The 12,450-nt window shown below is 70.2% G+C and carries 10 protein-coding genes and 1 pseudogene; 6 read left to right on the forward strand and 5 right to left on the reverse strand.

What is annotated here, in order from left to right:
- The first annotated feature begins 8 nt into the window (after positions 1–8).
- Both ACRAWC_RS17700 and ACRAWC_RS17705 read left to right on the forward strand, forming a co-directional pair.
- Positions 9–1,852, forward strand: a pseudogene (locus ACRAWC_RS17700) (ABC transporter ATP-binding protein).
- Positions 1,849–3,663 (forward strand): ABC transporter ATP-binding protein, encoded by a 1,815-nt coding sequence (locus ACRAWC_RS17705; protein ID WP_431348893.1) that lies wholly within the window; start codon positions 1,849–1,851, stop codon positions 3,661–3,663. The pseudogene ACRAWC_RS17700 and the gene ACRAWC_RS17705 overlap by 4 nt, the downstream one beginning before the upstream one ends.
- Positions 3,664–3,735: 72 nt before the next feature.
- Here ACRAWC_RS17705 and ACRAWC_RS17710 read toward each other — a convergent pair whose 3' ends face one another.
- Both ACRAWC_RS17710 and ACRAWC_RS17715 read right to left on the reverse strand, forming a co-directional pair.
- The gene (locus ACRAWC_RS17710; RefSeq protein WP_431348894.1) at positions 3,736–5,439 is read right to left on the reverse strand and encodes a hypothetical protein; all 1,704 of its coding nucleotides are present in this window, start codon (positions 5,437–5,439) and stop codon (positions 3,736–3,738) included.
- Between the two features lie 139 nt (positions 5,440–5,578).
- Positions 5,579–6,583, reverse strand: a complete 1,005-nt coding sequence (locus ACRAWC_RS17715) for a hypothetical protein (protein WP_431348895.1) — start codon at positions 6,581–6,583, stop codon at positions 5,579–5,581.
- A 168-nt stretch (positions 6,584–6,751) separates the two neighbouring features.
- On the opposite strand from ACRAWC_RS17715, the gene ACRAWC_RS17720 reads away from it, so the two are divergent.
- From ACRAWC_RS17720 to ACRAWC_RS17730, 3 genes are all read left to right on the forward strand, one after another.
- Positions 6,752–7,099, forward strand: coding sequence for a response regulator (locus ACRAWC_RS17720; protein ID WP_431348896.1), 348 nt, complete (start codon positions 6,752–6,754; stop codon positions 7,097–7,099).
- A gap of 109 nt (positions 7,100–7,208) precedes the next feature.
- A complete protein-coding gene (locus tag ACRAWC_RS17725; protein WP_431348897.1) occupies positions 7,209–7,892 on the forward strand; it encodes a response regulator in 684 nt (227 codons plus the stop codon).
- Positions 7,893–7,899: 7 nt separating this feature from the next.
- The gene (locus ACRAWC_RS17730; protein WP_431348898.1) at positions 7,900–9,684 is read left to right on the forward strand and encodes a sensor histidine kinase; all 1,785 of its coding nucleotides are present in this window, start codon (positions 7,900–7,902) and stop codon (positions 9,682–9,684) included.
- A 21-nt stretch (positions 9,685–9,705) separates the two neighbouring features.
- Here the strand turns inward: ACRAWC_RS17730 and ACRAWC_RS17735 are convergent, their stop codons facing one another.
- The 3 genes from ACRAWC_RS17735 to ACRAWC_RS17745 form a co-directional block, all read right to left on the reverse strand.
- Entirely contained in the window at positions 9,706–10,146 is a 441-nt protein-coding gene (locus tag ACRAWC_RS17735; RefSeq protein ID WP_431348899.1) for a hypothetical protein, read from the reverse strand.
- An 84-nt stretch (positions 10,147–10,230) separates the two neighbouring features.
- On the reverse strand, positions 10,231–10,578 hold the full coding sequence (locus ACRAWC_RS17740; protein ID WP_431348900.1) for an MGMT family protein: 348 nt from the start codon (positions 10,576–10,578) through the stop codon (positions 10,231–10,233).
- Complete coding sequence (locus tag ACRAWC_RS17745; protein ID WP_431348901.1) at positions 10,562–11,014, reverse strand: GNAT family N-acetyltransferase; 453 nt, start codon at positions 11,012–11,014, stop codon at positions 10,562–10,564. Before ACRAWC_RS17745 ends, ACRAWC_RS17740 begins: the two co-directional genes overlap by 17 nt.
- Positions 11,015–11,164: 150 nt before the next feature.
- Between ACRAWC_RS17745 and ACRAWC_RS17750 the strand changes: the two genes are divergently transcribed.
- Entirely contained in the window at positions 11,165–12,379 is a 1,215-nt protein-coding gene (locus tag ACRAWC_RS17750; protein WP_431348902.1) for an NADP-dependent isocitrate dehydrogenase, read from the forward strand.
- Positions 12,380–12,450 lie beyond the last annotated feature (71 nt).

Below are 12,450 nucleotides of genomic sequence, written 5' to 3' on the forward strand. Positions count from 1 at the left end.
CGGAACTCATGTCTATCGCTGAAACCCATCAGCATCCTCCGCAAACAGAAGAGAAGAAGCGCTCGGGGACTGTGCGCACCCTGCTCCGCATCCTGCCGTTCGCCAAGTCCGCGGCGCCCCGGATCCTGCTCGGCATGGTCGCCGCGCTGCTGGCGAGCCTGGTCGCCCTGAGCATCCCGCAGGTGCTCCGCTGGCTGGTCGACGGCCCGCTCTCCGCGGGCGACTCGGCCGCCGTGTGGCCGGCGGCGCTGCTCGTCGTCGGGCTCGGGGCCGCAGAGGCGGTGTTCATCTCGCTGCGACGCTGGTTCGTGCTCACCCCGGGCACCACGTCGAGGCGCGGATGCGCAACGCACTGTACGAGAAGCTGCAGGACCTGCCCGTGTCGTTCCACGACAAGTGGCCGAGCGGCCAGCTGCTGTCGCGCGCCGTCAGCGACCTGAGCCTGATCCGCCGCTGGCTGTCGTTCGGCATCGTGCTGCTCGTCGTCAACGTGGTCACCATCATCGTCGGCTTCGCCATCCTGATCGGCTGGAACTGGATCCTCGGCCTGATCTTCCTGGTGCTGTCCGTCCCGCTGTGGATCTACGGCTTCGTCTTCGAGAAGAAGTACTCGATCGTCGCCCGACGCAGCCAGGACCAGGCCGGCGACCTGGCGACGGCCGTCGAGGAATCGGTGCACGGTATCCGCGTCCTCAAGGCGTTCGGCCGGGGCAAGCACGCGCTGAAGAAGTTCGAGTCGCAGGCGGAGGCGCTCCGCGGCACGGAGATCGAGAAGGCGAAGGCCATTGCGGGCATCTGGCTGTGGCTGCTGCTCATCCCCGATGTGGCGTTCGGCATCTGTCTGGTGGTCGGCGTGTGGCTGGCCGCGCAGGGCGAGCTGACGGTCGGCGAGCTGGTCGCGTTCTTCGCGACCGCGACCGTGCTGCGGTTCCCGATCGAGTCGATCGGCTTCCTGCTCTCGATGACGTTCGACACCCGCACCGCGGCCGACCGGTTCTTCGAGGTCATGGACGAGGTCAACACGATCACCGACCCTGCCGAGCCGAAGCACATCGCGGAGCCCCGCGGCGAGCTCGTCTTCGACGACGTGCACTTCCGCTACCAGGACTCGCCGGAGCGCTTCCCCGACCTCCTCGACGGCATCGACCTCACGGTGCGGCCGGGGGAGACGATGGCGCTGGTCGGTCTGACCGGAAGCGGCAAGTCGACGCTCACCGCGCTCACCACGCGCCTGTACGACGTGACCGGCGGCGCGGTGAAGGTGGACGGCGTGGACGTGCGCGACCTCACCCGGTACGACCTGCGGAAGGCCATCGCCATGGCGTTCGAGGACGCGACGCTGTTCTCGGCCTCCGTGCGCGACAACGTGCTGCTCGGCCGCGACGGGCTCGACCCGGCCTCCGCGGAGGCGGAGCGCATCCTGACCGAGGCGCTCGAGATCGCCCAGGCCGGCTTCGTCTACGAGTTGCCGGAGGGCGTCGAGACCAAGGTCGGCGAGGAGGGGCTCAGTCTGTCCGGAGGCCAGCGGCAGCGTCTCGCGCTCGCGCGTGCCGTGGCCGCGGCGCCCAGCATCCTGGTGCTGGACGACCCGCTGTCCGCGCTCGATGTCGACACCGAGGCGCTGGTGGAGGCCGCCCTCCGCCGGGTCCTGGCCTCCACGACCGCCCTGGTCGTCGCGCACCGTCCGTCGACGGTGACGCTGGCCGACCGGGTGGCGCTGCTGGAGGACGGCCGCATCACCGCGGTCGGCACTCACCACGACCTGCTCGTGTCCAACGAGCACTACCGTTTCGTCCTCTCCTCCCTCGAAGAGGAGCGCGACGAGAAGACCCTTCAGGAGGTGAACCTGTGAGCACCGCGACTGTCCTGGGCGTCGAAGGCGAAGAGCGCCACGACCTCAACAAGGAGGAGAGCCGGCAGATCCGCCGGCGCTCGCTGCGCCTGCTCGGCTCGCTGCTGCGCCCGCTGCGCACCCGGCTGGTGCTCACCGCGATCGTCGTCGTGATCAGCACGGCCGGTCAGGTGGCCGGGCCCGCGATCATCGCGTTCGGCATCGACAACGGCATCACGGCGCTGCAGAGCCAGAACTGGCTGCCGGTCGCCGCCGCCGGCATCGCGTACCTCGTCACCGGCGTCATCGGCGCCGTCCTGATCGCGTGGTACACGGTCCTGAGCGCGCGGATCAGCCAGGCGATCCTGATCGACCTGCGCAAGCGGGTGTTCCTGCACACCCAGAAGCTCTCGCTGGAGTTCCACGAGTCGTACACGTCCGGCCGCATCATCTCGCGGCAGACCAGCGACCTGGACTCCATCCGCGAGCTGCTGGACTCGGGCATCAACCAGCTCGTGCAGGGCTTCCTGTACATGCTGTTCATCGCGATCGCGCTGTTCTGGCTCGACTGGGTGAGCGGCGTCGTGCTGCTCTGCTCGCTGGTGCCGCTGTACTTCCTGACCCGGTGGTTCCAGAAGCGCTCGCAGGTGCTGTTCCGCATCTCGCGGGTCGCGTCGGCGAAGCTGATCGTGCACTTCGTGGAGACCATGACCGGCATCCGCGCGGTCAAGGCGTTCCGCAAGGAGAAGCGCAACGAGAAGGAGTTCGGCGGCCTCGTGGAGGACTACCGCGACGTCAACGCGCGCGTCATCCAGCTCTTCGGGATCTTCGACCCCGGGCTGGTGATGATCGGCAACCTGACGGTCGGCGCCGTGCTGCTCGTCGGCGGCTTCCGGGTCGCCGACGGGCAGCTCGCGATCGGCGTGCTGCTGGCGACCCTGCTCTACACGCGCCGGTTCTTCGACCCGATGGAGGAGATGGCGATGTTCTACAACTCCTACCAGTCGGCCGCTGCGGCCCTCGAGAAGATCTCGGGTGTCCTGGAGGAGGAGCCGAGCGTTCCGGATCCCGTGCAGCCGGTCGACCTGTGGACGGCAGAAGGCCACGTACGCTTCGACGAGGTGACCTTCGCGTACAAGCGCGATCGGGTCATCCTGCCGGAGTTCAGCCTGGACATCCCTGCCGGGCAGACGGTGGCGCTGGTCGGCTCGACCGGCGCTGGCAAGTCGACCCTGGCCAAGCTGATCTCGCGGTTCTACGACCCGAGCGAGGGCTCCGTCACGCTCGACGGCGTGGATCTGCGGGACATGCATCCCAAGGACATGCGCCGCGCGATCGTCATGGTGACGCAGGAGGCCTACCTGTTCAGCGGCTCGGTCGCCGAGAACATCGCACTCGGCAAGCCGGACGCGACCAGGGAGGAGATCGAGGAGGCCGCGATCGCGGTCGGCGCCCACGAGTTCATCGCGGGGCTGCCGAACGGCTACGACACCGACGTGAACAAGCGCGGCGGCCGGGTGTCCGCGGGTCAGCGGCAGCTCATCTCGTTCGCCCGGGCGTTCCTGGCGAACCCGGCGGTGCTGATCCTGGACGAGGCGACCAGCTCGCTCGACATCCCGAGCGAGCGCCTGGTGCAGGAGGCGCTGCAGACGCTGCTCGCCGACCGCACCGCCGTGATCATCGCCCACCGCCTGTCGACGGTGGCGATCGCGGACCGCGTGCTCGTCATGGAGCACGGCCGTGTGGTGGAGGACGGCTCGCCGGACGAGCTCATCGCGGGCACGGGCCGGTTCGCCCAGCTCCACGCCGCATGGCGGGACTCGCTGGTCTGAGACCAGAGGGGCCGAACGGCGAAGGTCCCGGAAGGATCGTTCCTTCCGGGACCTTCGTGCTGTCGGCGGGAATCAGCGGAGGACCGACAGCGTCACGGTTCCGCCCTCGTAGACGCCGGCCGACCAGTCGATCGCCACCGTGTTCTCGCCGGGCGTCAGGCCCGTGAGGGTGATGGTGCGTGTCCCGGCGGATCCGATGAGGGGCTTCGCGGGGACCGTCGACGCGGTGCTCACGCCGCCGTTGAGGCTGTAGCCGATGCTCACGACCGCCGAGGTCTTGTTCGTCAGCGTGAGCGTCGCCGTGCCCGACGCCGACACGGCGCCGACGGTCGCGGTCGGAGCCGTCAGCGTGGCGAGGCCGATGTCCTGCGAGAGGGAGTTGCGGGTCTCCTCGCCGGCGAGACGGTACAGGCCGATCAGGGTCACGTCGGTGAGCGCGGCCGGAACCTCGCCCGAGTAGCGGACCGACGGCGTCTTGGCGGTGCCGCTCAGGCCCACGTAGATGTCGGTGTCGTACGGGAGGTCGCCCAGCTTGTACGATCCGATGAGTGACGGCGTGGTGGTGCTGCCCAGGACGGTGCCGTCCGCTCGGTACGCGGTCAGGGTCACCGACTCGGAGGTCTCGAGGCCGTCCTTCTTGCCGTTGGCGTTCGAGTCGTTGAACACGGTGCCGGTGAGGCTGACCGGCTGACGGACGCCGAAGAGGAAGTTCGTCGTCTTCTTCACCTTCAGGTCGGTGAGCTGGTAGCCGGTTCCCCAGTGGTCGACCACCGCGAAGTGCGTGGCGGGGATGCCGGAGATCAGGGCGGCGACCTGGGCGACCGTGCCGGTGAGGGAACCGAGCCGCCCGGACGCGTCCGCCCCGAGCAGCTTCTCGGTGTCGGCCTGGTCGACCGCGGCGACCGCGCGGGAGAGCCCGGAGGCGAGTCTGTTCAGGTACTCGTTGCGCGGCGTCGTGCTGATGTCGCCCGTGGACAGCAGAGCCGGGTCCATCGCGAGGAGCTCGTCGGCGCTGCCGGAGCTGATCAGGTCGATGAGCGCGGTGACGCGGGAGGTGTTCGCGAGGAGGTCGCCGAACGTCAGGTTGAACGGCGAGCGCATCACGACGTAGGCGCCCTCCGGGACGTCGGCGAAGGTGAGGGGCTGACCGTTCGCGGTCGTGCGGAACCGGATGGCGTCGCCGAGGTCGAGCGAGCCGCCGAGGGCGCCGGCGACCGCCGAGCCGACGTCGATCGAGGCCAGCGAGCCGTCTTCGATCGCCTTCTTGGCGGCGAGGACGTCGATGAAGATCAGCGTCCTGCCGTTGAGGCTGCCCTCGCCGGCGTCCGCGACACCGTTGCCGTTGCTGTCGTCGAACACCGTCGCGGTGAGGTCCGTCTGCTTCGTGGCGGCGACGTCCGCGACGCCGATCAGCGACAGGCCCTGGACAGTGGTCTCGGCCACGGCCCCCGGCCGGTAGCCCTCGGCGCTCGCGGCGGCGTAATACCTGCCGGCGGGGAGTTTGGCCGCCGTATAGACGCCGAGCGCGTTGGTGGTCACGGTGCGCAGTGCGCCGATGCGGGACGCGGCGTCCTCCGCGCTGCCGTAGAGCTCCACCGCGGCCTGCGCGAGCGGGAGGTCGCCGAGCGAGAGGACGCCGTCGCGGTCGGCGTCGTGGAAGACGGTGCCGGTGACGGTGTAGACGGAAGGGGCTGCGGCGGCGGGTGCGGCGCCGACCACGGGGACAGCCGAGACGCTCAGCACCGCACCGGCCGTGAGGATGGATAGCAATTTCACATCCCACACGATACACGGCACGACGGACAAGCCCCGGCCCCTCGATGAGGGTTCCGGGGCTTGTCGCCGTGGTCGGGACGGGCCAAGGGGTTGGATACGGGTTGGGTTGACGGCCCGTCGCCGGCCAGGTCTGTGCGGATCAGTCGCGTGGCGCCCTTCGGACGACGCGGTGCTGGGAGCCGCCGCCGCGCCTGAGCGGGAGGCGGAGCAGCGGGAGGTGGTGCAGCGGCGAGGAGCCGGTGTCGAGCACCACGACCTCCGCCCCCGCGTCGATCAACTCGCCGGCCGTCGCCGGGTCGACGTCGCGCCGGGTCTCGTCGGTGACGACGGCCACGCATCCCGCGGTGACCGCGCGCCCGGCCGCGGCGGTCACGGTGACGCCCGCGGTCGCTGGGGCGACGATGCCGCGGATCGCCCGCGCCAGTTCCGCCCGGTCGGCAGGACGCTCGCCGCCGCGGCCGGGGAAGCCGCCGCCGAGGTCGAGGATGTGCAGTCGGCACCCGGTGGCCGCCTCGATGTCGGCTGCAACGCCGACCGCCCGGACGATCTCCGCCACGTACTCGGCGGGGCTGCCGTCCTCCGGCACGGTGAGGGAAAGCCCCGCGATCCGGACGCCGAGCCCGCGTGCGGCCTCGGCTGCGGACACCGCCTCGTCCGGGGCCATCCCGCCGGCGGCGCGGTGCGCGGGCCGGGGCGGGAGCCCCGATCGCAGCCGGAGGAGGACGCGCAGGTCGCCGGGGGCCCCGGCGAAGCTTTCCACCGCGTGCGATCCGTCGACCACGAAGTGGCGGACTCCGGCGTCGTACGCGCCGCGCGACTCGTGCGGGTGGGTGGCCGGAGTGGCGTGCAGGATGCGCCGGCCGCCGACTCCGGCGGCGAGCAGCGCGGGGAGCGCCTGGTCGTGGGCGACGGCGAAGCCGCCGTCCGCGTCCGCGATGGCGGCCAGCAGCCGGGGGTGCGCCAGCGCGCTGACGTCGTACAGCACGTCGACCCAGGGGAAGGCGTCCCGGAGAGCGGTGTACCGCCGGCGGGCGCGGTCGAGGTCGAGGACGACCAGTGGGAGGCGGCCGAGGTCCGCCGCCACCGCCTCGGCGGCCGTTCGGGCGGCGCCGTTCGGGAAGGCGGTTCGGGTTGGGGCGGACATCGCGTTCTCCTCGGGTTCCTCAGGCTGATCGGCGGGCCTTTCCGGTCTTGCTGAGCTTGACTCATATGTTCCTGCCGGTGGTCGGCGGCCCGCATCCGGGGGTCACCGGTTTGCCGATGCGTGCTGGCACGGATGCGACTCCGCGGCGGCGCCGGAGAGAATCGAGGCATGTGCCTCCGTGTTGTGATCGTCGACGACCACGCACGGTTCCGGGCTCAGGCGGCCGAGCTCCTCACGCTCGAGCGCTTCTCCGTCGTCGGGGACGCCGAGACCGGCGCCGGCGGCGTCGAGCTCAGCCGCACCCTCGCCCCCGACGTGGTGCTGATGGACGTCGGCCTCCCCGACGCCAACGGGTTCGACCTGGTGACCGCGATGCACGAGACCGGGGCCGTGGTCGTGCTGACGTCGAGCCGGTCGCTGCGCGACTACGGCACGCGCGTGTCCGACAGCGGGGCGGACGGTTTCATCACCAAGGCGGAACTGAGCGGTGAGGCGATTCGCAGCCTGCTCAGGTGAGCGCGTGTCCGACCGCGGAGCAGACAGCGCGATTCGTGGTTTGCTCAGGTGAGCGCGTGTCCGACCGCGGAGCAGACAGCGGCGATTCGCGGCCTGCTAAGGTAAGCGCGTGGTCGGGGGAGACAACTCGGGTACCCGCCCGCTCCGGGTCGCAGTCGCCGATGACGCTGTGCTGCTCCGCGAGGGGATCGGGCAGATCCTGCGCGCGGGCGGCGTGGAGGTCGTGGCGTCGGTGGACACGGCGGAGCAGGCGCTCGACGTGCTCGCGGACGACGCCGGCGTGGACGCCGTGGTGCTCGACATCAAGATGCCGCCGACGCACACCGACGAGGGCCTGCGCGCTCTTGAGACCCTGCGGGCGTCCGGTTCGCAGGTCGGCGTCCTCCTGCTCTCCATGTACACGACGGCCGCGTATGCCATCCGGGCGATGAGCGCCGGCAGCGGCACCGGCTATCTTCTGAAAGACCGGGTCGCCGACGCCGACACGCTGGTGAACGCCGTGCGCACCGTCGCGGCCGGAGGGTCGGTCGTCGACCCGGAGGTCGTGCAGGTGCTGGTGTCCGCACGGTCGGCGGAGGCCGCGATCGAGTCGCTGTCGTCGCGGGAGGTCGACGTGCTCCGGCTGATGGCCGAGGGTCTCTCCAACGCGGGCATCGCCGCGGCGCTCCACCTCAGCCTCCGCACCGTCGAGTCGCACATCGGCCACATCATGGCCAAGCTCGACATCGAGGAGACCACCGAAGGCCACCGGCGCGTGCTCGCGGTGCTGCGCTTCCTCGGCCGGGACGCCTGAGGCGATCATGGGGGCCCGACGCCTCTGGGTCCGGGCCGCCGCCGTCTCGGTGACGATCGCCGCCAACGTGCTCGCGCAGGTGTTCAGCGCCCTGACCGGCGACTACGGCCCGCGGCCGCAGGGCATCGGCTGGGCCATCGTGTTCGTCGCGGTCTCGCTGGACTACGTCGTCTGCGCCGTCATCGCGTGGCGGGCGATCCGCAGCGCGGCGCCCGGCTGGCTGATGGTGGGCGCTGCCCTCTTCTGGGCTGCGGGCGCCTGGTACCCGCTCACCCGGGACATCGGCTGGCTGTGGCCGCTGGTGGAGGGCGTCACCGACCTGTGGGCGGTGCTGGTGGGCATCCTGGTGCTCACGTATCCGGGCGGCCACCTGGTGTCGCGCTTCGACCGCGTCGTGGCGTACACACTGAGCGGCGCGTTCCTGGTGCGGTTCCTCGGCATCCTGCTGTTCTCGTCGCCGGTGCCGGCCGACTGCGGCTGCGTCACCAACCCGTACGCCATCCTGCCGAGCCCGGACGCGGACTACTGGCTCGGCGTCGCGTGGCGCGTCGTCGGCGTGGTGCTTCTGCTGGCGGTCGCGGGGAGGCTGGCCGTGCGCTGGGTCACGAGCTCCCTGCCGGCCAGGCGGGTGTCGTTCGTGATGCCGCTCGCGCTCCTGCTGTGGTGCTACGGCACGGTGCAGGACTCGGTGAGCTTCGCCCTGGGCTGGGACAGCGGCTGGCTGCAGTTCGTCCCGCCGATCGCGATCGCGCTCATACCGCCGGCCTACGTCGGCGGCGTCTTCTACGCGCGCGGGCTGCGGTCGCGCGTGGCCGACCTGGTCATCGTCGCGCGCGACAAGGTGGACAGGGCGCTCTGGGAGTCCAGCCTCGCGCGCACCCTGCACGATCATTCGCTCCGCGTGTTCTGGTGGGATGAGCACCGGCGCGCGTACCGCACGAGCGCCGGGGACGCGGTGCCCGACGGCGACCGGCCCGAGCGGCCGGGCCGGTCGACGATGGCGATCGACTCCGACCAGGGGCCCATCGCCCTGATCGAGCACGACGTGGCGCTCAGCCAGGACGACCGGTTGCTCGACGCCGTCTCGTCCGCACTGCTGCTCTCGGTCGACAACGACCGGCTGCGCGGGCGGCTGGAGCAGACCATCCAGGAGCTGCGGGAGTCCCGCCTGCGCATCGTCGAGGAGGGCTACCTCGCCCGGAGGCGGCTGGAGCGCGACCTGCACGACGGGTCGCAGCAGCAGCTCGTCTCGCTGGCCATCGGCCTCCGGATCGCGACGACGAAGGCCGCAGCCGCGGGGCAGCAGGAGCTGGTCGGCGACCTGGAGAAGGCGTCGGCGCAGCTCGCCGACGCGCTCCGGGAGCTCCGCGAGCTCGCCCGCGGCATCCACCCGACTGTGCTGACCGATGGCGACCTGCGCTCGGCGCTGGAGGAGCTCGCGCAGCGCAGCGTGGTCCCGGTCCAGGTGCACGTCGAGCCCGCCGAGCGCCTGCCGGATGTGGTCGAGGAGACGATCTACTACTGCGTCTCCGAATGCCTGGCGAACGCCGCCAAGCACGCCGGCGCACGCACCTGCTCGGTGCTGGTCGCCCGCGACGGCGATGCGGTGACCGTGTCGGTGAAGGACGACGGCCGCGGGGGAGCGCGCATCGAACCGGGCGGGGGCCTGGAGGGGCTGCGAGACCGGGTGGAGACCGTCGGCGGGCACGTCGAGGTGCGGTCGGTGGCCGGCCTCGGGACGATCGTCGAACTCGTGCTCCCGGCTCAGGTTGCCGAGGGCAGCAGGCCCTGAGAGCGACCCGTCAGCGGGTGGTCACTTGCTCGTGCCGGAGGTGGCGGGGCGGACCGCGTAGACCTGCTGGGCGATGGCGAACGCGCTCCAGCCTCCCGGACAGGAGTACGAGGCGTTCGCGGGGATGCCGGAGATGGGCCACCAGCTGTCCTGGATGGTCGGCTTCGGCGGAGCGACGTTCGTCAGCTTGCAGACGTCCTTCTTGAGCAGCTCCGGAGAGATGTAGGTCATGATCGCCTCGCCGCTCTGCGTGTCGTAGTCGACCCGGATCACGGTCGCGTCGCTCGGGACGAACGACGGCGAGCCGATGCGCGCGGTGTCCGCGGCCCTGAAGTCCTTGGCCGTGTCGTAGATGGAGGGATCGACGTGCGGGGTGAACGCCGCCACGACCGAGCACCCGGAGAGGGCGGCGACGAGAGGGACGGCGGCGACGGCGAGGCCGAGTCGACGGGTACGGGGCACGGACGCTCCTGGACGGGTTCACATGGACAGACCCGTCCAGTCAACACCATGAAGCTGAACGCTCGCATCGATCGGGGGATGATCTCAGCGTGTGTCGTGCCGCGCCGTCCTCAGATCCACCCGGTACGGCGACTTCCCGCCGCCGAGAAGGGGCGTCCCCTCGGTGCGGTAATGCTCCAGCGCGATGTGCTCGTGGTTCGCCGGAGGGTGCCCGCTCGCGCGCACGACGCGCCACCATGGCACGTCGCCGCCGTAGTAGGCCATGATCTGGCCGACCATCCGTGCGGCGCGCGACCCGAGCGCGGCGGCGACGTCACCGTAGGTCATGACCCGGCCGGGCGGGATGCTGTCCACGACGGCGAGGACGCGGGAGGCGAAGTCGGCGCCGGACGCCGGTGAAGCGGACTCAGCGGGTTCAGAGGTCGAGGGCACCGATGGTCTCGCCGTACTGCGTCTCTCCGATGGGCGTGAAGCCGGTGCGCAGGAAGAACTGCTCGGGGCCGAGCTCGCCGGACTCCCAGATCACGTGGAGCCGGGAGACGCCGCGGTCACGGGCTTCGTCGGCGAGGGCCTTGACCGCGAAGGTGCCGATGCCGCGGCCCTGGTCGTCGGCGTCGACGTTGATGCGCCAGAGGATCGCCTTGAACTCGTCGTGCTCGGCGTACGGGTTGAAGTCGCCCATGATGAAGCCGACGACGTCGTCGCCGTCGAGAACGACGCGCTGCCACGACGTGGACGGGTCGGCGACGGCGGCCGCAGCCGAGTAGGACACGGGAGCGATGAACTGCTCCTGGCCGGGCTTCAGGGACAGCGCGTTCGCCGCCACGACGGTCTTCGCGCTCAACTCTTCCAGTCTCAACTCAGCCATAAACGAAAGGGTAACGTGCGAGGCGATCCTCGCATAGTCGGCTGGACCCGGCTGACCGGAGGCTGACAAAACTGTCTCGATGTCAAGATAGTTGCCGGACTCGGGTAAGCTGTCTCCGGCTGAAAAACGGCACAGACCTCAGGAGAACCAGTGGACAAGATCAAGGTTGATGGAACGGTCGTCGAGCTCGACGGCGACGAGATGACGCGGATCATCTGGAAGGCGATCAAGGACTCCCTGATCCACCCGTACCTCGACGTGAACCTCGAGTACTACGACCTCGGCATCCAGAAGCGCGACGAGACCGACGACCAGATCACGATCGACGCGGCGCACGCCATCCAGAAGCACGGCGTCGGCGTCAAGTGCGCCACCATCACTCCGGACGAGGCGCGCGTCGAGGAGTTCGGCCTCAAGAAGATGTGGAGGAGCCCGAACGGCACCATCCGCAACATCCTCGGCGGCGTCGTGTTCCGCGAGCCGATCATCATCTCCAACATCCCGCGGCTGGTGCCGGGCTGGAACAAGCCGATCGTCATCGGCCGTCACGCCTTCGGCGACCAGTACCGCGCCACCGACTTCACGTTCGACGGCCCGGGCACGCTGACCATGAGCTTCCAGCCGGCCGACGGCGGCGAGGCCAAGTCCTTCGAGATCTACCAGGCTCCCGGCGCCGGCGTCGCGATGGGCATGTACAACCAGGACGCGTCCATCCGCGACTTCGCCCGCGCGTCGTTCAACTACGGCCTCGACCGCCAGTACCCGGTCTACCTGTCGACCAAGAACACGATCCTCAAGGCCTACGACGGCCGGTTCAAGGACCTCTTCCAGGAGGTCTTCGACACCGAGTACAAGGAGAAGTTCGACGCGGCCGGCCTCACGTACGAGCACCGCCTGATCGACGACATGGTCGCCTCCAGCCTCAAGTGGGAGGGCGGCTACGTCTGGGCTTGCAAGAACTACGACGGCGACGTCCAGTCCGACACCGTCGCGCAGGGCTTCGGCTCGCTCGGCCTGATGACCTCCGTGCTCACCACCCCGGACGGCTCGGTCGTCGAGGCGGAGGCCGCGCACGGCACGGTGACCCGCCACTACCGCCAGTACCAGCAGGGCAAGCCGACCTCCACCAACCCGATCGCCTCGATCTTCGCCTGGACGCGCGGCCTCGCGCACCGCGGCAAGCTCGACGGCAACCAGGACCTCATCGACTTCACCCACACCCTCGAGGACGTCGTGGTGAAGACGGTCGAGCAGGGCAAGATGACCAAGGACCTCGCCCTCCTGGTCGGCCCGGAGCAGAAGTTCCTGACCACCGAGGAGTTCCTCGACGCGATCAGCGAGAATCTGAAGGCCCGCATGGCCTGAGTGCCCGGCGTCCGCTGAACCGCCCACGGGCCGCGAGCATCGTCTCGCGCCCTGGGCGGTTTTTCGTGCCC

This window comes from Leifsonia sp. L25 (assembly GCF_050632895.1).

Excerpts from the sequence above, each read along its gene's own strand:
- ACRAWC_RS17715 (WP_431348895.1), bottom strand. The coding sequence starts at position 6,583 with ATGTCCGCCCCAACCCGAACCGCCTTCCCGAACGGCGCCGCCCGAACG.
- ACRAWC_RS17745 (WP_431348901.1), bottom strand. The coding sequence starts at position 11,014 with ATGGCTGAGTTGAGACTGGAAGAGTTGAGCGCGAAGACCGTCGTGGCG.
- ACRAWC_RS17720 (WP_431348896.1), top strand. The coding sequence starts at position 6,752 with ATGTGCCTCCGTGTTGTGATCGTCGACGACCACGCACGGTTCCGGGCT.
- ACRAWC_RS17730 (WP_431348898.1), top strand. The coding sequence starts at position 7,900 with ATGGGGGCCCGACGCCTCTGGGTCCGGGCCGCCGCCGTCTCGGTGACG.